This is a genomic window from Microbacterium sp. (genome assembly GCF_040394595.1).
Lineage (GTDB): Bacteria > Actinomycetota > Actinomycetes > Actinomycetales > Microbacteriaceae > Microbacterium.
Genome location: NZ_JBEBSA010000001.1, coordinates 386,931 through 408,640 on the forward strand (window position 1 = coordinate 386,931; position 21,710 = coordinate 408,640).

At 71.3% G+C, this 21,710-nt stretch carries 22 protein-coding genes; 9 read left to right on the forward strand and 13 right to left on the reverse strand.

From position 1 onward, the window contains the following. Window positions 1–41 precede the first annotated feature (41 nt). A complete protein-coding gene (locus ABWO84_RS01970) occupies window positions 42–746 on the reverse strand; it encodes a tyrosine-protein phosphatase (RefSeq protein ID WP_353111967.1) in 705 nt (234 codons plus the stop codon). Further along, window positions 743–1,210, reverse strand: coding sequence for a carboxymuconolactone decarboxylase family protein (locus ABWO84_RS01975; protein WP_353111969.1), 468 nt, complete (start codon window positions 1,208–1,210; stop codon window positions 743–745). The genes ABWO84_RS01970 and ABWO84_RS01975 overlap by 4 nt, the downstream gene beginning before the upstream one ends. A 167-nt stretch (window positions 1,211–1,377) precedes the next feature. Here ABWO84_RS01975 and ABWO84_RS01980 point away from each other — a divergent pair, with 167 nt between their 5' ends. The 6 genes from ABWO84_RS01980 to ABWO84_RS02005 are packed head-to-tail and all read left to right on the forward strand — an operon-like array spanning window position 1,378 to window position 7,266. Continuing rightward, window positions 1,378–2,292, forward strand: coding sequence for an alpha/beta fold hydrolase (locus ABWO84_RS01980; RefSeq protein ID WP_353111971.1), 915 nt, complete (start codon window positions 1,378–1,380; stop codon window positions 2,290–2,292). Between the two features lie 48 nt (window positions 2,293–2,340). Beyond that, the gene (locus tag ABWO84_RS01985) at window positions 2,341–3,858 is read left to right on the forward strand and encodes an ABC transporter substrate-binding protein (RefSeq protein WP_353111973.1); all 1,518 of its coding nucleotides are present in this window, start codon (window positions 2,341–2,343) and stop codon (window positions 3,856–3,858) included. Between the two features lie 9 nt (window positions 3,859–3,867). Continuing rightward, window positions 3,868–4,818, forward strand: coding sequence for an ABC transporter permease (locus ABWO84_RS01990; protein WP_353111975.1), 951 nt, complete (start codon window positions 3,868–3,870; stop codon window positions 4,816–4,818). Further along, on the forward strand, window positions 4,818–5,684 hold the full coding sequence (locus ABWO84_RS01995) for an ABC transporter permease (protein ID WP_353111977.1): 867 nt from the start codon (window positions 4,818–4,820) through the stop codon (window positions 5,682–5,684). Before ABWO84_RS01990 ends, ABWO84_RS01995 begins: the two co-directional genes overlap by 1 nt. Then, window positions 5,681–6,469, forward strand: coding sequence for an ABC transporter ATP-binding protein (locus ABWO84_RS02000; protein ID WP_353111979.1), 789 nt, complete (start codon window positions 5,681–5,683; stop codon window positions 6,467–6,469). The genes ABWO84_RS01995 and ABWO84_RS02000 overlap by 4 nt, the downstream gene beginning before the upstream one ends. Continuing rightward, window positions 6,466–7,266: an ABC transporter ATP-binding protein gene (locus tag ABWO84_RS02005; RefSeq protein WP_353111981.1), complete on the forward strand. Its 801-nt coding sequence runs from the start codon at window positions 6,466–6,468 to the stop codon at window positions 7,264–7,266. The genes ABWO84_RS02000 and ABWO84_RS02005 overlap by 4 nt, the downstream gene beginning before the upstream one ends. Here ABWO84_RS02005 and ABWO84_RS02010 read toward each other — a convergent pair. The 3 genes from ABWO84_RS02010 to ABWO84_RS02020 are packed head-to-tail and all read right to left on the reverse strand — an operon-like array spanning window position 7,238 to window position 9,257. Continuing rightward, window positions 7,238–7,777 carry a GNAT family N-acetyltransferase gene (locus ABWO84_RS02010; RefSeq protein WP_353111983.1) on the reverse strand — a complete coding sequence of 180 codons (540 nt, stop codon included), beginning with the start codon at window positions 7,775–7,777 and terminating at the stop codon, window positions 7,238–7,240. The genes ABWO84_RS02005 and ABWO84_RS02010 overlap by 29 nt on opposite strands. Then, window positions 7,774–8,472: a uracil-DNA glycosylase gene (locus ABWO84_RS02015; RefSeq protein ID WP_353111985.1), complete on the reverse strand. Its 699-nt coding sequence runs from the start codon at window positions 8,470–8,472 to the stop codon at window positions 7,774–7,776. Before ABWO84_RS02015 ends, ABWO84_RS02010 begins: the two co-directional genes overlap by 4 nt. Continuing rightward, window positions 8,472–9,257 carry an SDR family oxidoreductase gene (locus tag ABWO84_RS02020; protein WP_353111987.1) on the reverse strand — a complete coding sequence of 262 codons (786 nt, stop codon included), beginning with the start codon at window positions 9,255–9,257 and terminating at the stop codon, window positions 8,472–8,474. Before ABWO84_RS02020 ends, ABWO84_RS02015 begins: the two co-directional genes overlap by 1 nt. Before the next feature lie 166 nt (window positions 9,258–9,423). Here ABWO84_RS02020 and ABWO84_RS02025 point away from each other — a divergent pair, with 166 nt between their 5' ends. Both ABWO84_RS02025 and metX read left to right on the forward strand, forming a co-directional pair. Then, complete coding sequence (locus ABWO84_RS02025) at window positions 9,424–10,746, forward strand: bifunctional o-acetylhomoserine/o-acetylserine sulfhydrylase (RefSeq protein WP_353111989.1); 1,323 nt, start codon at window positions 9,424–9,426, stop codon at window positions 10,744–10,746. 113 nt (window positions 10,747–10,859) lie between these two features. Next, a complete protein-coding gene (metX, locus tag ABWO84_RS02030) occupies window positions 10,860–12,065 on the forward strand; it encodes a homoserine O-acetyltransferase MetX (RefSeq protein WP_353111991.1) in 1,206 nt (401 codons plus the stop codon). Window positions 12,066–12,081: 16 nt separating this feature from the next. Here the strand turns inward: metX and ABWO84_RS02035 are convergent, their stop codons facing one another. The 5 genes from ABWO84_RS02035 to ABWO84_RS02055 all read right to left on the reverse strand — a co-directional run bounded on the left by ABWO84_RS02035 (window position 12,082) and on the right by ABWO84_RS02055 (window position 16,490). After that, entirely contained in the window at window positions 12,082–12,720 is a 639-nt protein-coding gene (locus ABWO84_RS02035; RefSeq protein WP_353111993.1) for an NUDIX hydrolase, read from the reverse strand. Between the two features lie 30 nt (window positions 12,721–12,750). After that, window positions 12,751–13,965 (reverse strand): MFS transporter, encoded by a 1,215-nt coding sequence (locus ABWO84_RS02040; RefSeq protein WP_353111995.1) that lies wholly within the window; start codon window positions 13,963–13,965, stop codon window positions 12,751–12,753. Window positions 13,966–14,026: 61 nt separating this feature from the next. Continuing rightward, window positions 14,027–14,344, reverse strand: coding sequence for a thiamine-binding protein (locus tag ABWO84_RS02045; protein WP_353111997.1), 318 nt, complete (start codon window positions 14,342–14,344; stop codon window positions 14,027–14,029). Window positions 14,345–14,359: 15 nt separating this feature from the next. Then, on the reverse strand, window positions 14,360–15,631 hold the full coding sequence (locus ABWO84_RS02050) for a hypothetical protein (RefSeq protein ID WP_353111999.1): 1,272 nt from the start codon (window positions 15,629–15,631) through the stop codon (window positions 14,360–14,362). 31 nt (window positions 15,632–15,662) lie between these two features. Then, a complete protein-coding gene (locus ABWO84_RS02055; RefSeq protein ID WP_353112001.1) occupies window positions 15,663–16,490 on the reverse strand; it encodes an ADP-dependent NAD(P)H-hydrate dehydratase in 828 nt (275 codons plus the stop codon). 81 nt (window positions 16,491–16,571) lie between these two features. Here ABWO84_RS02055 and ABWO84_RS02060 point away from each other — a divergent pair, with 81 nt between their 5' ends. Beyond that, a complete protein-coding gene (locus ABWO84_RS02060; protein ID WP_353112003.1) occupies window positions 16,572–17,639 on the forward strand; it encodes an NADH:flavin oxidoreductase/NADH oxidase in 1,068 nt (355 codons plus the stop codon). 28 nt (window positions 17,640–17,667) lie between these two features. Here the strand turns inward: ABWO84_RS02060 and ABWO84_RS02065 are convergent, their stop codons facing one another. The 3 genes from ABWO84_RS02065 to guaB1 form a co-directional block, all read right to left on the reverse strand. Continuing rightward, complete coding sequence (locus ABWO84_RS02065) at window positions 17,668–18,729, reverse strand: hemolysin family protein (protein ID WP_353112005.1); 1,062 nt, start codon at window positions 18,727–18,729, stop codon at window positions 17,668–17,670. Next, window positions 18,726–20,042, reverse strand: a complete 1,317-nt coding sequence (locus ABWO84_RS02070) for a hemolysin family protein (protein WP_353112007.1) — start codon at window positions 20,040–20,042, stop codon at window positions 18,726–18,728. The genes ABWO84_RS02065 and ABWO84_RS02070 overlap by 4 nt, the downstream gene beginning before the upstream one ends. Before the next feature lie 164 nt (window positions 20,043–20,206). Then, on the reverse strand, window positions 20,207–21,667 hold the full coding sequence (guaB1, locus tag ABWO84_RS02075) for a GMP reductase (protein ID WP_353112009.1): 1,461 nt from the start codon (window positions 21,665–21,667) through the stop codon (window positions 20,207–20,209). Window positions 21,668–21,710 lie beyond the last annotated feature (43 nt).

Here is a 21,710-nt window from a genome sequence, read left to right on the forward strand (position 1 = left end):
AATGATATCACTTAGCAAAGGGTTGCCTTACCTACCCTGGATCAGGCGACGAGCACGGACCCGAGCGCATCCAGCTCCGCGGTCGAGAGCCCGCTGCGGCGGAGGTAGTCGGCGACCGAGCCGTGGCGCGCGTCGATCTCGTCCAGCAGCTCCCTCATCACCGGCGCCGGGGAGGCGGTGGCGAGATCGATCAGGTGCTGTGAGCCCGGATGCTGCGACTGCAGGAACTGCACGATCCGGCGGGTCCGCGCCTCGGGCAGCTGCGATGCGGTGAGCGCGTAGTCGGCGACGACCTGCTCCCGATCGGCGCCGACCGCGGACAGCGCGAGCGCCACGGTGACCCCTGTGCGATCCTTGCCGACCGTACAGTGCACCAGGGTCGGCTCCCCCGCCGCGATCACGCGGATCGCATCGACGAGCCGCGGGGCCGCATCGTCGACCAGGTGCCGGTACATGCCCGCGAGACTGACGTCCCCTTCGAAGAAGGAGGCCACCGATCCGACGAACAGCGGGATCCGCGTCGTCACCACGTCGGTGAGCGCCGATGGCTCCGCGGCGACCTCGGCATCGTCGCGGAGGTCCACGACGTGACGCACCATGCCACGCAGCATCTCGCCGCCGCCGGGCGTCAGCCCGGCGAGCTGCCCCGAGCGGAAGAGCACCCCGCTGCGGACCGAGGAGGATCCGACCGCGATCCCGCCGACGTCGCGCAGGTTGGCGACGCCCGAGACCTCCAGGACGGTCACTTCGCCGCCCGGGGCGCCACCGGATACCGGCCGGCGATCACGATGCGGTTGAAGGCGTTGATCGAGACGCACGCCCAGCTGAGCGCGGCGTACTCCTTCTCGGTGAAGACGCTGCCGACGCGGTCGTAGACGTCGTCCGGGATCCCGTCCTCGTGGATGAACGTGAACGCCTCCGCGAGCTCCAGTGCCGCGCACTCCCGATCGCTGAACACGCCGCTCTCCCGCCAGGTGGGGACCTGTGTGAGGGTGTCGACGTCGATCCCGGCCGCGACCGCGCGATCGACATGGATGCGCGTGCAGTAGGCGCATCCGTTCAGCTGCGAGCAATGGATCATGACCAGCTCCTTGAGCCGGTCGTCGATCCCGTTGGCGGCGCAGATCTCGGATACCGTCGTGGAGAAGGCATCCAGCGCCTGATAGGCGGCCGGCTCGGTCCTGGAAAGATGCACGCGCTTCTCGCTCATACGCCCAGCCTATTCGAGTCTGCCCCTCACGGACCGAGGCCATCGAAATGCAGATAGACAAGTCATCTTCGTTCTGATCAAGCGTTATGCCAAATGTTACGCCGCAATCGATTGACAGACTGCTCCCGCATTTCCTCCACTCATGCCATGAGGTAGAGAATTCAGCCGTGGCGAATGACACCGACGAGTTCCGTTACCTCCCCGCGCAGGCCGCGGCCCTCGGCACCGACCTCCCGGCGGCCGAGCGGCTGTCCCTCACGCTCCCCGACGGACGCGCCCTCAGCGCGATCCGCTACGGCGAGGGAGAGCCCGAGGCGACCCTGCTGCACGGCGCCGGACTCAACGCGCACACCTGGGACACCACGGTGCTCCTGCTGCGTCGCCCGACGCTGGTCATCGACCTCGCCGGTCACGGCGATTCCTCCTGGCGCGAGGACATCGACTACACGCCCCATACGCTGGCCGACGACGTCGTCGTCGCCCTCCAGACCTGGACCGCCCGTCCGCAGGTGCTCGTCGGCCAGTCGCTCGGCGGGCTGACCGCCGCCGCCGTGGCCGCCGCGCACCCCGAGCTCGTCGCCGCGCTGATGATCGTCGACATCACACCCGGCATCGACACCGCCGCAGCGCCTGCGGTCCTCGCCCGCTTCTACGAGCAGACCGACTTCGCGACCCGCGACGAGGCGGTCGACCGCGCGATCTCCCACGGCTTCGGCGGAACACGGCCGGACACCGAGCGCGGCGTCTTCCTCAACACCCGGGTGCGCGATGACGGACGTGTCGAGTGGAAGCACCACTTCGCCCATCTCGCGGCGCATGCGCTCGGAGCCGTGCCCGAGCGCCCGGAGGCGGCCGTCGTCCGCGCCGATCAGGGCTGGGCCGACCTCGCCTCCGTCCGGGCGCCGATCGCCTTCGTGCGCGGAGCCAGCGGCTTCGTCAGCGAGGGCGACATGGCGGAGTTCGCCCACCGCGTCCCCGCCGCCTCGATCGTGACGCTCGACGCCACGCACAACGTGCAGGAGACCGCGCCCGCGGAGCTCGCCGCACTCATCTCCGACCGGCTCGACGCGACCCCGCGCTGAGCGACCTCTCCCCCGTCACACAGCACCTGCCGTCTGAAAGGACCGCGCATGTTCCGACGCACCACTCGTCTCGGGCTCATCGCCCTCGTCGCCGCCGGCGCGCTCGCCCTGAGCGCGTGCAGCGGCTCGCCCGAGCCCGGACCGACCGCCTCGTCCGCGAAGCCCGACCCGGGGGCCACGCTCACCGTCGGACTCGTGCTCGAGCCGACCAACCTCGACATCCGCCACACCAGCGGAGCGGCGATCGAGCAGATCCTCGTGGACAACATCTACGAGGGCCTCGTCACCCGCACCCAGGACAACAAGATCGAGAAGCGCCTCGCGAGCGAGTACGAGATCTCGCCGGACGGCCTGACCTATACGTTCACGCTCAACGACGGCATCACCTTCCACGACGGCTCGGCACTCACCTCCGCCGACGTGGTGGCCTCCTACGAGGCGGTGCGCACCGACACCGGTCTGCAGGGGAACAAGGACTTCGCCGCCGTGAAATCGATCACCGCGCCCGACGCCACGCACGTGAAGATCGACCTGACCGCGCCGAACCAGAACTTCCTCTTCGCGCTCACCGGCCCCGGAGGCCTCGTCTTCAAGAGCGGGGACGCCACCGACCTGAAGACTGCGGAGAACGGCACCGGGCCCTTCACCCTCGACCGTTGGACGAAGGGCAGCACCATCACGTTCCAGCGCTTCGACGACTACTGGGGCAAGAAGGCCGGCGTCGCCGAGGTCGTCTTCCAGTACATCCCCGACTTCACCGCGGGCGTGAACGCGGCGGTCGACGGCTCGCTCGACGTGCTGACCGCGGTCGACCCCAACCTCGTCGCCCAGGTCGAGCAGACCGGCGAGTTCACGATCACCAAGGGGCGCACGACCGACAAGGCCACCCTCGCGTTCAACAACGCCAAGGCCCCGCTCAACGACAAGAAGGTCAGGGAGGCCCTCCGCCTCGCCATCGATCACAAGGCGCTCGTCGAGGCCGTCGGCGCGGGCGAGACCCTCTACGGCCCGATCCCCGAGCTCGATCCCGGCTACGAGGACCTCTCCTCCGTCGCGCCCTATGACCCCGAGAAGGCCAAGAAGCTGCTCGCCGAGGCCGGCAAGAAGAACCTCGAGCTGACCCTCACGATCCCCTCGTTCTACGGCACGACGGTACCGCAGGTGCTCATCTCCGACTTCTCCAAGGTCGGCGTCACTCTGAAGGTCAACCGCGTGGAGTTCCCGGCCTGGCTCGAGGACGTGTACACCAACCACGACTACGAGCTGAGTTTCGTGCTGCACGTCGAGCCGCGCGACTTCGGCAACTTCGCCAACCCGGACTACTACTTCGGGTACGACAACAAAGAGGTGCAGAGCCTCTACGCCCAGGCGCTCGCCGAGCTCGACGCCGACAAGTCGGCCGCGCTCCTGGCCAAGGCCGCGAAGATCGTCTCGGAGGAGGACGCGGCCGACTGGCTCTACAACGGCGCGACGCTGACCGCGGTGCGACCGATCGTCAAGGGGTTCCCGAAGGACTCGATCAACTCCCGCATCAACCTCGCCGGCGTCACGCGCGCCGCGGACTGACGCGCGACCGTGCTCCGCTACGCGCTCACACGAGGAGCCCTGCTCATCGCAGGGCTCCTCGTGTCGAGCGTGCTGATCTTCCTCACCCTCCGGGTGTTCCCGGGCGACGTCGCGCAGTTGATCGCGGGGACCCAGGCCAGCCCCGAGCAGGTCGAGACGATCCGTCAGTCCCTCGGACTCGGACGGCCGCTCCCCGAGCAGTACGCGACCTGGATCGGCGGCATCCTGCACGGCGACCTCGGCACCTCCCAGCTGAGCGGTGCCTCCGTCGGCGCAGAACTGCTCGAGAAGTCACGCGTCACCATCCCCCTGGGGCTGATGGCCCTCGCGATCGCGCTGCTCATCGCGATCCCGTTCGGCATCGTCTCCGCGCTGCTGCGCGGCCGCGCCGGTGGGACCGCCATGAACGTCGCGGCGCAGACCGTCGCCGCCGTCCCCGTTGTCTGGGCGGGCATGATGCTCGTGGTGCTCTTCGCGCACACCCTCGGCTGGCTCCCCGCACAGGGCTTCCCGCGCACCGGCTGGTCGACGCCGGGCAAGGCGTTCGAGGCGCTGCTGCTCCCGGCCCTCACCATCGGCATCGTCGAGGGCGCGATGCTGATGCGCTTCGTCCGCAGTGCCACCCTGCAGGCCGCGGGGCAGGACTTCGTGCGCACGGCCGCGGCCAAGGGCCTCACGCGGCGGCGCGCCCTCATCCGGCACGGCATCCCGGCGGTCGGCCTGTCGATCGTCACGGTGCTCGGTCTGCAGGTGGCGGGCATCGTGGTCGGATCCGTGGTGATCGAGCAGCTCTTCACCCTCCCCGGCATCGGCAGGATGCTGGTCGCCGACGTCGGTACGCGCGACCTCGTGAAGGTGCAGAGCGAGCTGCTGGTGCTCACCGGCTTCGTGCTCGTGATCGGATTCGTCGTCGACCTCGTGCACCACACGATCGACCCCCGGCAGAGGGAGGCGGACTGATGCCCGGGTGGCTGCGCCGGCTGTGGGGATCGGGGATCGGGGTGTTCGGGTCCGCGGTGGTGGCCGTCGTCGCCCTCGCCGCCCTGCTCTCCCTGTTCTGGACACCGTTCGACCCGCTCATCGGCGACGTCAGCGGGCGCTGGGCCGGCCCGGGGTGGCCCCACCTCCTGGGCACCGACGGTACAGGACGGGACATCCTCAGTCTCGTCATGGCGGGTGCGCGCACGACCGTCTTCGTGAGCGTCGGCGCGGGGATCGTGGCGACGCTCGTCGGCGTGCTGCTCGCAGCCCTCGGCGCGCTCACCGCCCGGGTCGTCCGCGAGACGGTCGCGGTGCTGGTCGACATCCTCATCGCCTTCCCGGTGCTGCTCATCGCGATGATGATCTCGGCGGTGTGGGGAGGATCGCTCTGGGTCGTCGTCTTCTCGGTGGGGATCGGGTTCGGCGTGAACATCGCCCGCGTCACCCGCCCGGAACTGCGCCGCGTGCAGCAGAGCGACTTCGTGCTCGCGGGCCGTGCGAGCGGGCTCACCCCCGCGCAGAACCTGGTGCGGCATCTGCTCCCGAACATCGCCCCCGTCTTCATCGTGCAGCTCTCCTGGTCGATGGCCGTCGCCGTGCTCGCCGAGGCGGGGCTCTCCTACCTCGGCTTCGGCGCCTCGGTCTCCGAGCCGTCATGGGGTCTCCTCCTCGCCGACCTGCAGCGCTACATCGCCGTCCATCCGCTCTCGGTGGTCTGGCCGGGGCTCGCCATCACGCTCACCGTGCTCGGGCTCAACCTGCTCGGTGACGCGCTGCGCGAGGCCACGGACCCGACACTGTCGCGCCGCGGCGCGCAGACGCACACTCCGGGGGTGGTCGCATGAGCCTGATGGTGGACGGACTCACGGTCGACATCGATGGACGCCGGGTCGTCGACGGCGTGTCCTTCGAGGTCCCGGACGGCGAGCGGCTGGGGCTCATCGGCGAGTCCGGTTCCGGGAAGTCCCTCACCGCCCTCGCGATCCTCGGCCTGCTCCCCGACGGCGCGACCGCCGGCGGGAGCGTGCGCTGGAACGGCCAGGAGCTCATCGGGATGCCTGACCGGAGGCTCGCCGAGCTCCGCGGAGACGAGATCGGCATGGTGTTCCAGGAGCCGCGCACCGCGCTGAACCCGATCCGCACCGTGGGGCGGCAGATCGCGGAGTCGGTGCGCATCCACGAGCGGATCGGACGCCGGGAGGGACGCGAGCGCGCCGTCGCCGAGGCCGCCCGCGTGCACCTCCCCGAGCCGGAGTCGATCGTCGACCGCTATCCCCACCAGCTCTCCGGCGGTCAGCGGCAGCGCGTCGCGATCGCGATGGCGCTCGCCTGCCGACCGCAGCTCCTGATCGCCGACGAGCCGACCACCGCCCTCGACGTCACCATCCAGGCCGAGATCCTGCGGCTCATGCTCTCGCTCGTGGAGACCGAGCGGATGTCCCTCGTGTTCATCACCCACGACCTCGCGGTGCTGGCGCAGATCGCGACCCACGGCGTGGTCCTCGAAGAGGGACGCGTCGTCGAGAGCGCACCGGTGGCCGCGCTGCTCAGCGCCCCGCGGTCGCCGGTCACACAGGGGCTGCTGCGCGACGCGACGGCGACGCTGTGGCGTCCGGAGGGGACGTCATGAGCCTCATCCGGGCCGAAGGCCTCGCCCGCACGTTCCCGGCGCCGAAGCGCTCGATGTTCGAACGCGGCCGGCGTACGACGGCGCTGCACCCCACCGACCTCGAGATCGGCGACGGAGAGTCGCTCGGGATCATCGGAGAGTCCGGCTCGGGCAAGTCGACCCTGGTGCGGCTGCTGCTGGGACTGGACGCGCCGACGGAGGGCCGGGTTCTCGTGGACGGTCGGCCGGTCGACGCGGCGGCGTCGGCGCGCTCGCTGCACTGGCTCCGCCGGCAGACCGGACTCGTCTTCCAGGACCCGTACGCCTCCCTCGATTCCCGGATGACGGTCGGACGGATCATCGCGGAGCCGCTCTGGGCGCTCGATGTGCCGGGGGACCGTCGCGTGCGGGTGCGGGAGGTGCTCGGGCAGGTCGGTCTCGACGCCGACATGGCCGATCGCCATCCGCACGAGTTCTCCGGGGGGCAGCGTCAGCGCATAGCGCTCGCCCGCGCGATCGCGCACCGCCCCCGCATCCTCGTCGGCGACGAGCCGCTCTCCGCTCTCGATGTCACCGTGCGGGCGCAGATCCTCGCGCTGCTCGAAGAGCTGCGGCGCGCCGAGGGGCTCACCCTCGTGCTCGTCTCGCACGATATCGGCGTGGTCCAGAACCTCAGCGACACGGTCGCGGTCATGCGGGACGGGCGCATCGTCGAGCACGGCTCGACGGAGGCGGTGCTGCAGCACCCGCAGCAGGACTATACGAAGGCGCTGCTCTCCGCGATCCCGGTCATCCCGCAGACGCCGGACGCTCCGTAGCCACGGAGGCCGGGCCGGCGAGCGCGAGCCGCATGAGCGTGACGCCGAGCGCCTCGCCGAACTTCTCCCCGACCTCGGGCAGGACGCCGACGTCGACGAAGCCGGCACGGCGGTGCAGCGCGATCGAGGCCTCGGCGCCGCGGTCCGCGATCACCGCGATCACCGTTCGCAGCCCGGCCGCGCGACATGCGTCGACGAACGCGGCGAGCAGAGCGCTGCCGACGCCGCGACCGGCGGCCTCGGGCGCGAGGTAGATCGAGTTCTCCACGGTGAAACGGTAGGCCGACTTCGGCGACCACGGCTTCGCGAAGGCGTAGCCGAGCAGCGCGCCGTCGTCGTCGACCGCCACGAGGAAGGGCAGCCCGCGCGCGGCGAGCTCCGCCTTCCGGTGCGCCCAGTACTCCTCGTCGGCCTGGTCCTCGTCGAAGGTCACCGTCGAGGTGCGGACATAGTGGTTGTAGATGTCGCGGATGCGGAGGAGGTCGGCGTCGTCGACGTCCCTGAACCTCACCGCTCCCCCTCCACGCGCCAGTCGACCGGTTCCGCGCCCTGCTGCGCGAGCAGCTCGTTCGCCCGGGAGAACGGCCTCGAGCCGAAGAAGCCCCGGCTCGCCGAGAGCGGCGAGGGGTGCGCGGACGCGATCACCGGGGTGTCGCCGAGCAGAGGGCGGAGCCCGGCGGCGTCCCTCCCCCAGAGGATCGCCACGAGCGGCTTCCGTCGTGCGACGAGCGCACGGATGGCGAGCTCGGTGACCTGCTCCCATCCCCAACCGCGATGCGAGGCGGGTGTCCCGGGCCGCACGGTGAGCACCCTGTTCAGCAGCAGCACGCCCTGATCGCTCCATGCCGTGAGATCACCGTGCGGAGCCGGCGGGATGCCGAGGTCGGTCTGGCGCTCCTGGTAGATGTTGCCGAGGCTGCGCGGAAGCGGACGCACGTCGCCATCCACCGCGAAGGACAGCCCGATCGCGTGGCCGGGAGTCGGATAGGGGTCCTGCCCGGTGATCAGCACCTTCACTTCGTCGAGAGGGCGCTGGAAAGCACGGAGCACGTCGGCGCCCGACGGCAGGTACCCCCGTCCCGCCGCCTGCTCGGCGCGCAGGCGGTCGCCCAGCTGCGAGATCGTCGGCTGCACCGGCTCGAGCGCCGCGGCCCACCCCGGATCGAGCCGGCCGTGCTCGGCGAGCTCCGCCAGCGACATCGGCATCAGTCGTCGTCCCCGGCGACGCGCAGCGGGCCGCGGGCCAGCAGATGGTGCGCAGACTGCGCGACGGGGCGCATGGTGACCAGGTCGAGGTTGACGTGTCCCGGGGCGCCCAGCGCATAGGCGATCACATCGGCGACGTCGTCGGCGACGAGCGGGGCCTCGACGCCCGAGTACACGGCCTCGGCCGCCGCGCGGTCGCCGCCCAGGCGATTGAGGGTGAACTCCTCGGTGTGGACGAGGCCCGGCGCGATCTCCACCACCCGGATCGGCTCGCCGTTGAGCTCCTGCCGCAGCACCTGAACCAGCATCGACTCCGCGGCCTTCGCGGCGTTGTACCCCGCCCCTCCCGGATACGGCGTGCGCGCCGCCGTGGAGGTCACGAAGAGGGCGTCCGAGTGCCCGTCCTGCTTCGCCGCCCCGCGCAGCAGCGGCAGCAGCCGCGACACGAGGAGCTGCGACGACAGGACGTTGGCGTCGAACATCCACTGCCAGTCCTCCGGAGAGCCGTCCTGCACGCTCTGCGTGCCGCGGGCTCCTCCGGCCACCTGGACGAGGGCGTGCACGGGGCCCCCGGACTCCAGCTCCGAGACCAGCTCGTCCACCGCGTCGACGTCCGTCAGATCACAGGGGATCACGGACGCACCGGTCTCCGCCGCCACCGCGGCGAGGCGGTCCGCACGCCGGGCGACGCCGACCACGTCCCATCCGCTCGCGCGGAGCGCGCGCACCGTCGCCTCCCCGATCCCGGAACTCGCACCGGTCACCACCGCACGTCTGCTCACCATGCCTCCACCGTACGACCTTCGGGCTCCGATCGAGTGTTACGTCACATTTCCCGGGCGTTGTTGACGACCCGGCCCGTTCCGTACTCTCACTGCAGGGCCTGAAGCCCGAACGGCCCATCGACCACCCGGCAGCTCCACCCGCCGACCATCACGCAAGGGGAATCCCATGACCGCTCCTGAGAACTGGCGCTTCGAGACCAAGCAGATCCACTCGGGCGCCGCGCCCGACCCGGTGACCAAGGCCCGCGCGACGCCGATCTACCAGACCACGTCCTACGTCTTCGACAGCGCCGACCACGCGGCGAACCTCTTCGCGCTGGCCGAGTTCGGGAACATCTACACCCGCATCCAGAACCCCACCCAGGACGTGCTCGAGCAGCGCCTCGCCGCGCTCGAGGGCGGCACCGGCGCCCTCGTGCTCTCCAGCGGCCAGGCGGCGTCGACCTTCGCGATCCTGAACATCGCCCAGGCCGGTGACCACTTCGTCGCCTCGAGCTCGATCTACGGCGGCACCTACAACCTCTTCAAGTACACCCTCGCCAAGCTCGGCATCGAAGTCACCTTCGTCGAGAACCAGGACGACCCCGAGGAATGGCGCCGCGCCGTCCGCCCGAACACGAAGCTCTTCTTCGCCGAGACCATCGGCAACCCGAAGATCAACGTGCTCGACATCCGCACCGTCGCCGACATCGCCCACGAGAACGGCGTGCCGCTGATCGTCGACAACACGATCGCCACTCCCTACCTGATCCGCCCCTTCGAGCACGGCGCCGACATCGTCGTCCACTCGGTCACCAAGTTCCTCGGCGGCCACGGCACCACGATCGGCGGCGTCGTCATCGACGGCGGCGCCTTCGAATGGTCGAAGAACGTCGAGAAGTTCCCGGGTCTCACCGAGCCCGACCCCTCCTACCACGGCGCGAGCTACACGACCGCCGTCGGCGACGGCCTCGCCTACATCATCAAGGCCCGTGTGCAGCTGCTCCGCGACCTCGGCTCGGCGATCGCGCCGCAGAGCGCCTGGAACCTCATCCAGGGTGTCGAGACGCTGTCGCTGCGGGTCGAGCGTCATGTGCAGAACGCCCAGGAGATCGCCGAGTGGCTCGAGAACCACGACGACGTCGCCACCGTCAACTACTCCGGCCTCCCCTCGTCGCCGTGGTACGCGAAGGCCAACGAGTTCGCCCCGAAGGGCGTCGGCGCCGTGCTCTCCTTCGAGCTCAAGGGCGGCGTCGAGGCCGGACGCGAGTTCGTGAACAGCCTCTCGCTGTTCAGCCACCTCGCCAACATCGGCGACGTGCGCTCGCTGGTCATCCACCCGGCATCGACCACCCACGCCCAGCTCACCCCCGAGCAGCAGCTCTCGGCCGGCGTCACGCCGGGCCTGGTGCGCCTCTCGGTCGGGCTGGAGAACATCGACGACCTGAAGGCCGACCTCGACCAGGCCCTCGTCGCCGCGCGCGCCGTCACCGAGGCCGCTCGCGCCTGACGGACCTCTTCACGGACGGACGCCCCGGACCTTCGCGGTCCGGGGCGTCCGTCCGTTTCGGCGCGGTCCGTAACCTGCGGCATCCGGGACCCGGCACCGGCGAGAATGGAGGCATGGACTGGCAGACGACCTCGGCGGACACGGTGCCTTCGGCGCCCGTGTCCGAGGCCGACGTGCGCTTGCTGCGAGCCCGACCCCCCGCGACCGGAGCCTGGCGCGACGGCGATCCCCTGGGCGACCGGCGGTTCACGTCGCGCGGCGCCTTCCGCACCGAGAACGGCGCCGAGCTCCCGGGCATCCGGCTGGCGTGGGAGTCGTGGGGCGAGCTGAACGCCGCCCGCGACAACGCGGTCCTCGTGCTCCACGCCCTCACCGGCGACAGCCACGTGCGCGGCGACGCCGGCCCCGGGCATCCGACCGGCGGCTGGTGGGACGAGGTCATCGGGCCCGGCGGGGCGATCGACACCGATGAGTGGTTCGTGATCGCCCCCAACATGCTCGGCGGCTGCCAGGGCTCCACCGGCCCCGCGAGCATCGCCCCGAACGGCTACGAGTGGGGTGCACGCTTCCCCTACCTCACGATCCGCGACCAGGTCGCCGCACAGGTCATGCTCGCGGACGCGCTGGGCGTCGAGCGCTGGGCCGCCGTGATCGGCGGATCGATGGGCGGTATGCACGCCCTGGAGTGGGCGGTGACCCATCCGGAGCGCGTGGCACGGCTCGCCGTGCTCTCCTCTCCCCCGGTCACGACCGCGGACCAGCTGGCCCTCAACTTCGTACAGCTCGAGACCGTGCGAATGGATCCCCGTTTCGCGGACGGCGACTACTACGACGCCGCACTCGGCGAGGGGCCGCACCGCGGACTGGCGCTGGCCCGTCGCATGGCGCTGCTGAACTACCGCAGCCCGATCGAGCTGAACCAGCGGTTCCAGCGCTCCTGGCAGTCCGAGCTCTCGCCGCTTGGCCGGGGCGGGCGGTTCGCGGTGGAGTCCTACCTCGACTTCCACGGGAACAAGTTCACCCGCCGCTTCGACGCGAACAGCTACATCACGCTCGTGGAGGCGATGAACTCGCACGACATCGGGCGGGATCGCGGCGGGGTCGAAGAGGCGCTGCACCGCGTGACCGCGAGAACACTCGTGCTCGGGATCGACACCGATCGCCTGTTCCCGGTCGACGGGCAGCAGCGCATCGCGCGCAGCATCCCGCACACGATCGACGAGGGCGCCGTGGTGCTCACCAGCGACTTCGGGCACGACGGCTTCCTGATCGAGGTCGACGAGGTCGGGGCCCACCTGCGCCGCCTGCTCGAGGCCTGAACGCGCCGGCCGCTCCTCAGTTCCTCTCGTACCGCCAGGGCACGGCGCCGGCGGTGAGGCGATGCCGCGCACCGGGCGCTCCGGGACGGTCCGGATACTCCTCGTCGCCCTCCCAGAGGAACCGCTGCCCTCCCTCGACGGACTGCACCCGGGTGCGGAAGACCGCGGCGTCTCCTGCCGCGTCCAACGCCTCGTCGACGGTGCGGAACCGCCGGAGCCCGTCGAGCGTCACCCAGGTCGGCGGGAAGAGCGTGAAGCCGCCGCTCTCGTGCCGGGCGAAGGCGTCCGCGACCGTGAGCCAGGCCGCCTCCTCGATCTCGCCCTCGCTCGTCACGATCTCGTCGCCGTCTTCGCGCGCGAGGAAGAACCAGGTGCGGATGCGCTTCGGCGCCTCGGCGGGCGGCTCCCAGCAGGACAGCACCCGCAGGTCGCGGACGCGGATGCCGGCCTCCTCCTCGGTCTCGCGGAGCGCCGCGCTGCGGGCCCGGCCCTGCTCGTCGTCGCCGACGTCGCCCGGATCGACGCGGCCCCCGGGGAACACCCAGGCGCCGGGGAACGACCCGTGATCGGGGCGGCGCAGCATCAGCGTCTGCATCCCCTCGGCGCGATCCCTCAGCACCACAGCCGTCCCGGCGACGGGAAGCGTCTCGTCCATCCCGCCACTCTATGTCGCGGATCGTGTCCGTCAGACGGGGGCGGGCGTGCGGCTCTCCGCGCGATAGGCCGCCGCCGCGATGAGCAGGCCGACCAGCGCCAGCGCCGCCCCCACCCAGGACGGCGCCGTGAAGCCCCACCCGAGCGCGATCGCGGCCCCGCCGAGGAAGGCTCCGAGGCTGTTGCCGATGTTCAGGGCGGAGTGGTTCATCGCCGCGGCGATGGACTGGTTGTCGCCGGCGACGTCCATCAGGCGTGTCTGGATCGCCGGGCTCAGCACCGCCGACGCGAACCCCACCATCATGGCGAGTGCCATCAGCAGCACGATGTTCCAGGAGAGCAGCGCGAGCAGCACCAGCACGGCGGCGAGCAGGCCGAGTCCGCCGAGAAGGGTGCGGCGGAGATCGCGGTCGGCGAGGGAGCCCCCTGCGAGGTTGCCGGCCGTCATCCCGACCCCGAAGAGCACGAGAGTGACCGGCACCGCCCACTCCGGCGCTCCGGCGACCTCGGTGACGAGCGGGGCGATGTAGCTGTAGACGGCGAAGAAGCCGCCGAATCCGATGGCCCCCACGCCGAGGGTGAACCACACCTGAGGCACGCGGAAGACGCCGAGCTCGGAGCGCAGCGTTCGGCCCGGGTCCCCCGCGTGCTCCGGCACGAAGAGGGCGATGCAGACCGTCGCGAGCGCGAAGACGCCGGAGACGACGAGGAATGCGGTGCGCCATCCCCACTGCTGACCGAGGAACGTGCCGAAGGGCACGCCGACGACGTTCGCGATCGTCAGCCCCGTGAGGATGAACGCCACGCCCTTCGCCCTCTTGCCCGGGCCGAGCACATCGGCGGCCACGAGGGCGCCGATCCCGAAGTAGGCGCCGTGCGGGAGCCCGGCGAGCAGACGCGCGGCGCCCACCGTGCCGAACGTGGGGGCGACGACGGCGAGCACGTTGAAGACGGTCAGCGCGAGCGCCAGACCGATCATCACGCGGTGTCGTGGGAACCGTGCGACGAGGCCGGCGATCATCGGCGCGCCGATCACCACGCCGAGGGCGTACATCGACACGAGGATCCCCGCCTGGCCGATCGCCTGCCCCTGGCTGCGGGCCCAGAGGTCGGGCAGCAGATCACGGGCGATGTCGGGCAGCAGCCCCATGATGACGAACTCGGTCATCCCGATTCCGAAGCTGCCGATGGCGAGCGAGAGGAGCGCCCTCGTCGCCGCACCCCTCGAGAGATCCGAGGGTTTCACCCGTCCATGCTACCGGCCGCGCGGACTGCCACCGCGCCGCCTCACATCGACCGCACGCCGCTCAGCGATCGTCTTCGGACTCGTCGATCGCGCGCTCCAGACGCTCGATCTTCGCATCGAGCTCGCCCTCATAGCCGGCGCGGATGTCGGCCTTCAGCACGAGCGAGACGCGAGAGCCGTAGCGTGCGACGGCCTCGGTGGCCCGCCGCACGACGTCGAAGACCTCGTCCCACTCCCCTTCGAGCTCGGTGAACATGCTGGTCGTGCGGTTCGGCAGACCGGACTCGCGGACGATCTTCACGGCGGCCGCGACGGCGTCGTGGACGGACCCGTCCTCGCGGCCGGTGCCGGATGGAGCGACGGAGAATGCGATGAGCATGGGGGTTCCTCCCTGTCAGCCGGCGCGATGCGCCGGATCGGTTCGTGGTGCGGCGGGCACGCGCAGGAGTGCGCGCGACGAGATGATCAGCAGGACGACGAGGAGCAGGTTCCGCAGACTCAGCACCAGGATCGGTGCGTACTCGGCCCGCAGCAGCGCGTCGTAGGTCAGCGGGTAGACCAGGAAGGTCAGCGCCATCAGGCCGAGCGTGAGCAGCGAGGGCGCGACCGATCTGGTTCGGTCCAGCACGATCCAGAGCATCACCGGCACGAGCAGCCAGACCTGGAACTGCGGCGAGCCGACCTTGTTGGTCACGATCAGCGCCGTCACCAGCGCCAGGCCCAGCGGAGGGAAGAGCCGATGCCAGGATGCCCCGCGCGCGGCCTTGATCGCACCCGCCACAGCGAGGCCGAGCACGACCAGCACCATCACCGGGGTCAGCAGCGCGGAGACCGTCTCGGCGGCGTCGGCGCGGATCTGGAAGGTGAGGATCTCGTGGCTGTACTCGATCGCCGCCGCGCCGCCCAGCGCCATCCAGAGGAAAGGCGTCGCGGCGACCGCCTCGATCTGCAGCCCCCTCCCGGTCTGCTGGGTGAGGAAGGCGAACAGCTCGCGGTCCGCTCCGAGGAGGAAGAGCACGGCGACCACGGCTGCCGCGACGATCACGGCCGCCGCGAGCACGCGCACGCGCCTCTTCACCGCGATGACCGCGGCGAGCGCCAGCGCGCCGGGCCAGATCTTGATCCAGGCGCCGATCGTCAGCAGCGCGGCGGCGAGAACTGGGCGTCTGCTCAGCCAGAGTCCACCGATGAGGGCGATCGGCACCGTGACCGCGTCGATCCGGTACATCGCGATCGGGCCGAGCAGCAGCAGCGCCGCGCACCAGAACCAGCCCGCCGTGCGCCGCGGACCGGAACGCCCGCGGCGCGCCCCCGTGCGTCCGAGCCCGACGAGTACCGCGAACCCGATCGCATCGAGCACCGTGACGAGCACGGCCCAGGCCACGAGGTACGCGCCGGAGACGCCCATCGCGCCGACGAGGGGCCAGGAGAGGAGGTTGGCGAGCAGCATCGGCACCAGCGCGAGCTGCGGGTACACCCACGGCTCGGTGATCCCGACGATCGCGCCGCCCCCGAGCGCGGACGACGACCAGGGCTCGTAGACGAGCACGACATCGCCCATCGGCTGGCTGGGCAGCCACCATCCGAGGAGCGCCACCCACAGGTGCGCGAGCAGGAAGACGACCCACAGCGCCGCGATCTCGGCCCTGCCGCGTCCGGGGCTCATGCCGCGTCCCCCGGGGCGCCTGCATCGACGCTCACGCGAGGAGCTCCCCCACCGCCGACGGCAGGGCCTCGGCGACGTCGAGCGCGACGATCGGATGCCCGGGAGCGCCGTCTCTCGCGCCGGATGCGATCGACCCCGCGAGGGCGTGCAGCACGGCGGCGGACGCGGCGGTCTCCGCGAGCGACGCACCGGGGTTCGCCGCCAGGAGCGCGCCGAGCACTCCCGCGAGCACGTCGCCGGTGCCGGCGGTGGCCAGCCAGCCCGGAGCGACGCCGGTGAGGATGGTCGTGCCATCGGGGGCGGCGACGACCGTGCGCGCCCCCTTGAGCAGCACCACGCAGCCGAGCAGCGTCGCCGTCTCCGCCGCCTGATCGGCCCGGACGCCGTCGGCGGAGGCGGCATGCGGGTCGAGCCCGTTCCGCGCGCGGAGCCTGCCGAACTCGCCGGCGTGCGGCGTGATCACGACGGGGGCGGCGGCGCCGTCGACGAGGTCGAGTGCTCCGGCGTCCACGACGACGGGGGTCGGGCCCCGCAGGACGGCGCACAACGCGTCCCGCTCCGCGTCCGTGCGGTCCGCCGGATCAGTGCCCGAGCCGATCACCCACGCGTCCACGTGGTTCTCGCCGTCCGCCCCGATCACGGTCTCCGGCCTGCGGGCGAGCACCGCCTCGACGGCTCCACCCGCGTAGCGGACCAAGCCCGATCCGGTGCGCCATGCGGCCTCGACTCCGAGCACCGCTGCGCCGGGGTAGCGTGCGGAGCCGGTGCGAAGCGCGACGACGCCGCGGGTGCGCTTGTCGTCGGCGGGACCCGGCACGCGGAGGAATCGTGCCGTCTCGGCCTCAGACCATGCGCGCATCCCTCCACGCTAGTCTCCCGGCCCGCCGAAGTCCGGCCCTCCCGCACCCGGATCGCCCATCGGACGCGATACCGTCGGGAGGTGAGTCTGCTGTTCACCCCGATGACCATCCGCTCGTTCACCCTGCGCAACCGGCTCTGGGTCTCACCGATGTGCCAGTACTCCGCGGTCGATGGGGTGCCGCAGGAGTGGCATCACTCCCATCTCGCGCAGTTCGCCTCCGGCGGCGCCGGCCTCGTGGTCGCAGAGGCGACCGCCGTCGTGCCGGAGGGCCGCATCTCACCCGAGGACGTGGGCCTCTGGAACGACGGGCAGCGCGACGCGTGGGCGCCGATCGTCCGCGCACTGCACGTGCGCGGCACCGCGGCGGGCGTGCAGCTCGCGCACGCCGGCCGCAAGGCGTCGACCTGGCGCCCCTGGGCGGCGGAGCGCGGAACGGTTCCCGCGGACGGCGGCGGGTGGCGGACCGTGGCGCCCTCTGCGGTGGCCTTCGAGGGGTTGGCCGCACCCTCCGCTCTCGACGCCGACGGCATCGACCGGATCGTCGCGGCGTTCGCGGACGCGGCTGCGCGTGCCCTGGACGCAGGCTTCGACGTGCTCGAGATCCACGGCGCGCACGGCTACCTCCTGCACCAGTTCCTGTCCCCGCTGTCCAACCGCCGCACGGACGAGTACGGCGGATCCCTGGAGAACCGGGCGCGGATGCTGCTGCGCGTTGTCGACGCGGTGCGCCGGGCCTCCGGTCCCACCACGCCGCTCTTCGTGCGGATCTCGGCGACCGACCATGCGGCGGGCGGCTTCACGCTCGAGGAGGCGACCGAGGTCGGCTCCTGGGCGATCGGGCACGGCGCCGACCTCATCGACGTCTCGAGCGGCGGGCTGGTCGCCCATCAGCGCATCGACGTGCACCCCGGCTATCAGGTGCCGTTCGCCGCCGCGGTGCGACGCGGCGGGAGCGTGGCGACGGCGGCGGTGGGCCTCATCACCACCGCCGCACAGGCCGAGGACGTGCTGACGTCCGGCGCCGCCGATGCGGTCTTCGCCGGCCGCGAATGGCTGCGCGATCCGCACTTCGGCCTGCGCGCCGCGCACGAGCTGGGCGCCGAGGTCGCCTGGCCGCCGCAGTACGAGCGCGCCCGCTGGCGCTGACGCTCCCCGCTCTGCGGCGACGGGCGGATCAGCGGCCGTGCCCGCGACGCGTGGCGTCCTGCACCTCGCCGACGAGCTCCTCGATGATGTCCTCCAGGAACAGCACCGCGGTCGTACGCCCCTCGCCGTCGCGCACCTTCGCGAGGTGACGACCGGCGCGGCGCATCACCGCGAGAGCGTCCTCGAGATCCGTCTCCTCCTGCACCGGCTCCATCTGGTGGATCCGCTTGGCGGGGATCGGCGCCGTCACGTGCAGCGCCGCATCCGGGCTCTCCGCGGAGCGCAGCACGTCCTTGAGGTGCACGTAGCCCATCGGCACGCCCTCGTCGTCGACGATCACGTAGCGCGAGAAGCCGTAGCGCGCGACGGCCCGCTCGATCTCCTCCGGAGTGGTGCGCTGCGGAAGGGTCACCAGATCGGCCAGGGGCACAGCGATGTCCCGGGCCTTCTTGTCGGTGAACTCCACCGCGGCCGCGACGGTGCCCGCGGCGTCCGACAGCACGCCCTCACGGCGCGACTGGTCGACGATGGTCGCCACCTCGCCGATCGTGAAGGTCGACGCGGCCTCGTCCTTGGGCTCCACGCGGAACAGGTGCAGCACGCCGTTGGCGGCGGAGTTCAGCGTCCAGATCACCGGACGGAACACCTTCGAGACCCAGACCAGCGGCGGGGCCAGCAGCAGCACGGCCCGATCGGGAACCGAGAACGCGAGGTTCTTCGGCACCATCTCGCCGAACACGACGTGCAGGAACGACACGAGGACGAGAGTGATCGCGAAGGCGACGACCGTGACCACCGCGTCCGACCAGCCGAGCGCCTCCATCGGCACCGCCAGCAGATGGTGGATGGCCGGCTCGGAGACGTTCAGGATCAGCAGCGAGCAGATCGTGATGCCCAACTGGGACGTGGCCAGCATGAGGGTCGCGTGCTCCATCGCGTAGAGCGCGGTCTTCGCCGCCCCGGACCCCTTCTCCGCGAGGGGTTCGATCTGCGAGCGGCGCGCGGAGATCACGGCGAACTCGGCCCCCACGAAGAACGCGTTGCCGATCAGCAGCACGAAGAGCCAGACCAGGCCCGCCCAGTCGCTCATCGCTCCGCCTCCGTCTCATCCGAGGCGGGGTCGGCGGTGTACCGGACCCTGTCGATCCGGCGGCCGTCCATCCGCAGCACGTGGAGGGTGCCCGAGCCGACCCTCACCTCGTCGCCGACGATGGGGACGCGTTCGAGCTCGCTCATCATGAATCCGGCGACCGTGTCGTAGACGTCGCCCTCCGGCACCACGATCCCGGTGCGGCTCAGCAGCTCGTCCGGGCGCAGCTCGCCGGGGAAGGTGATCGAGTCGAGGCGGCGCACGATGCCCGCCCTGGTGCGGTCGTGCTCGTCGGACACCTCGCCCACGATCTCCTCGACCAGGTCCTCGAGCGTCACGATGCCCGCCGTGCCGCCGTACTCGTCGACGACGACCGCGAGCTGATAGCCCTTCGCACGCAGCTCCGCGATGAGGGCGTCGAGGTGCACGGTCTCCGGCACCCGCAGCGGCTCGGTGGCGAGCGCGCCGACGGGCACGTCCGCGCGGCGGTCGCGCGGCACGGAGACCGCGGCCTTGAGGTGCACGACGCCGACGATGTCGTCGAGGTCCTCCCCGTACACCGGGAAGCGGCTGTGGCCGGTGCGGCGCGCGAGCTGGATGACGTCGTCCGCGCTGTCGGACGAGGCGAGCGCATGCATGCTCGGCCGGGCCGTCATGATGTCCCCCGCGCTCAGGCGCGCGAAGGTGAGACTGCGGTCGAGCAGGGTCGCGGTGTCCGCCTCGAGCACCCCGGCGCTCGCGGAACGGCGCACGAGGGAGGAGAGCTCCTCGGCGCTGCGCGCACCGGACAGCTCCTCCTTGGGCTCGATGCCCATGGCCCGCAGCACGCCGTTCGCGCTGCCGTTGAGCAGCAGCACGGCGGGCTTGAAGACCGTCGTGAACAGCGTCTGGAAGGGGATGACCACCTTCGCCGTGGCGACCGGGAGCGCGAGCGCGAAGTTCTTCGGCACGAGCTCGCCCAGGATCATCGAGAGGACCGTCGCGACCAGCATGGCCACGAACACCGAGATCGGGCGGGAGACGGCCTCGGGGAGCCCCCACGCGGTGAACACCGGCGAGAGGAGGTTGGTCATCGCCGGCTCCATGGTGAAGCCCGTGAGCAGCGTCGTCAGCGTGATGCCGAGCTGTGCGGCGGAGAGGTGCGTCGACGTGATCTTCAGCGCGCTGATCGTCAGGCCGAGCCGCGTCTCGCCGCGCGCCTGCCGTGCTTCGAGTTCGGCGCGGTCGAGATTGACCAGCGCGAACTCGCTCGCGACGAAGAGACCGGTGCCGACGGTGAGGAGGAGCCCCACGCCCAGCAGGATGTAATCCATCAGCTGCTCCCCTCCCTGCGCGAGCGGCGGTTCCTGGGCGGAATCCCGTTCGTGCTGGTCCGGGGCGGGCGGTGGGGCGTGGTACTACAAGAAGGAGGGTCGTCCATTGTGCGGATGATTCTACATACTCCACCTGGGGCGGAGCGCCGGATGAAGACCCGCGCTCACCAGCTGACCGGGAGCGCCTTGCCCTCCTCGTAGCCCGCCGCGGACTGCAGGCCGACGAGCGCCCTCTCGTGGAACTCCGCGACCGTCGACGCCCCTGCGTACGTGAAGGACGAGCGGACGCCGGAGGTGATCATGTCGAGCAGGTCCTCCACGCCCGGACGCAACGGGTCGAGGTAGATGCGCGATGAGGAGATGCCCTCGGCGAACAGCTCCTTGCGGGCGCGCTCATAGGGGTCGAGACGGCCGAAGCGCGCCTGCACCGCCTTCGTGGAGGCCATGCCCCACGACTCCTTGTAGATCCGCCCGTCCGCGTCGTGCTGCAGCTCCCCCGGCGCCTCGATCGTGCCGGCGAACCACGAGCCGACCATGACCGACGCCGCCCCGGCGGCGAGCGCGAGGGCCACGTCGCGCGGATAGCGCACGCCGCCGTCCGCCCAGACGTGCGCGCCGAGCTCGCGTGCGGCGTTCGCGGTCTCGAGCACCGCGGAGAACTGCGGCCGGCCGACCGCCGTCATCATCCGGGTGGTGCACATCGCGCCGGGACCGACCCCCACCTTGAGGATGGTCGCACCAGCGCCCACGAGGTCGCGCACGCCGTCGGCGGTCACGATGTTGCCCGCGACGATCGGGATTCCGAGGCCGAGCCCCGACACGAGGGACAGCGCGCGCAGCATCCCCTCCTGGTGCCCGTGGGCGGTGTCGACGACCAGCGCGTCGACACCGGCGGCGGCGAGCGCCTTCGCCTTCTCCGCCACGTCGCCGTTGATGCCGACCGCGGCGGCGACCGCGAGACGCCCCGCGGCGTCGACGGCCGGACGGTAGAGGTTGGAGCGCAGGGCGGTGCGACGGCTGAGCGTGCCGACGAGATGCCCGTGGTCGATCACGAGGGCCATCTCCACGTCGAGCGCGTCGACGGCATCGAAGGCCGCCCTCCCCTCCCCGACGGCCTCGGCGTCGATCGCCGGGGCGTGCGCGTGCACGAGGTCGCCCAGCGCCGCGTCCGGGAGCGCGGTCGCGAGCCTGGTCGCGGGGAGGATGCCGTGGATCCGCTCCACGTCGATGCGCTCCCCCGGAGCGCCTTCCGCGACGACGACGCCGTGCCCCTCGGTCGGCGGCAGCAGGCGCAGCGCGTCGGCGACCGTCGCCGACGGCGGGAGCACGAGAGGGGTGTCCCAGCGCACCGGCTGGTCCTTCACCCAGCGGATCGCCGCGTCGAGCTCCTGCAGCGGGAGGTCCTGCGGGAGCACGCCGAGGCCGCCGCGCCGGGCGAGAGACGCCGCGAGGCGCGGGCCCGTCACCGAGTTCATGTTCGAGGCCACGAGAGGGATCGTCGCGGGAGTGCCGTCGCCGGGGGCGAGATCCACCTGCAGGCGGCTCGTCACCCCCGAGCGACGGGGCACGAGGAACACGTCCGAGTAGGTGAGGTCGACCATGGGTCGTTCGCCGGCAAACTCCATGTCCTCCACGGTACCGGTTCGGACCTCCGGATCGCCGGGGCTG

Bases quoted from the DNA above. Each gene is read 5' to 3' on its own strand.
- ABWO84_RS01975 (WP_353111969.1), bottom strand. From the start codon at position 1,210: ATGAGCGAGAAGCGCGTGCATCTTTCCAGGACCGAGCCGGCCGCCTAT.
- ABWO84_RS01985 (WP_353111973.1), top strand. From the start codon at position 2,341: ATGTTCCGACGCACCACTCGTCTCGGGCTCATCGCCCTCGTCGCCGCC.
- ABWO84_RS01995 (WP_353111977.1), top strand. From the start codon at position 4,818: ATGCCCGGGTGGCTGCGCCGGCTGTGGGGATCGGGGATCGGGGTGTTC.
- ABWO84_RS02000 (WP_353111979.1), top strand. From the start codon at position 5,681: ATGAGCCTGATGGTGGACGGACTCACGGTCGACATCGATGGACGCCGG.
- ABWO84_RS02005 (WP_353111981.1), top strand. From the start codon at position 6,466: ATGAGCCTCATCCGGGCCGAAGGCCTCGCCCGCACGTTCCCGGCGCCG.
- ABWO84_RS02015 (WP_353111985.1), bottom strand. From the start codon at position 8,472: ATGCCGATGTCGCTGGCGGAGCTCGCCGAGCACGGCCGGCTCGATCCG.
- ABWO84_RS02020 (WP_353111987.1), bottom strand. From the start codon at position 9,257: ATGGTGAGCAGACGTGCGGTGGTGACCGGTGCGAGTTCCGGGATCGGG.
- ABWO84_RS02025 (WP_353111989.1), top strand. From the start codon at position 9,424: ATGACCGCTCCTGAGAACTGGCGCTTCGAGACCAAGCAGATCCACTCG.
- metX (WP_353111991.1), top strand. From the start codon at position 10,860: ATGGACTGGCAGACGACCTCGGCGGACACGGTGCCTTCGGCGCCCGTG.
- ABWO84_RS02035 (WP_353111993.1), bottom strand. From the start codon at position 12,720: ATGGACGAGACGCTTCCCGTCGCCGGGACGGCTGTGGTGCTGAGGGAT.
- ABWO84_RS02045 (WP_353111997.1), bottom strand. From the start codon at position 14,344: ATGCTCATCGCATTCTCCGTCGCTCCATCCGGCACCGGCCGCGAGGAC.
- ABWO84_RS02050 (WP_353111999.1), bottom strand. From the start codon at position 15,631: ATGAGCCCCGGACGCGGCAGGGCCGAGATCGCGGCGCTGTGGGTCGTC.
- ABWO84_RS02055 (WP_353112001.1), bottom strand. From the start codon at position 16,490: ATGCGCGCATGGTCTGAGGCCGAGACGGCACGATTCCTCCGCGTGCCG.
- ABWO84_RS02065 (WP_353112005.1), bottom strand. From the start codon at position 18,729: ATGAGCGACTGGGCGGGCCTGGTCTGGCTCTTCGTGCTGCTGATCGGC.
- ABWO84_RS02070 (WP_353112007.1), bottom strand. From the start codon at position 20,042: ATGGATTACATCCTGCTGGGCGTGGGGCTCCTCCTCACCGTCGGCACC.
- guaB1 (WP_353112009.1), bottom strand. From the start codon at position 21,667: ATGGAGTTTGCCGGCGAACGACCCATGGTCGACCTCACCTACTCGGAC.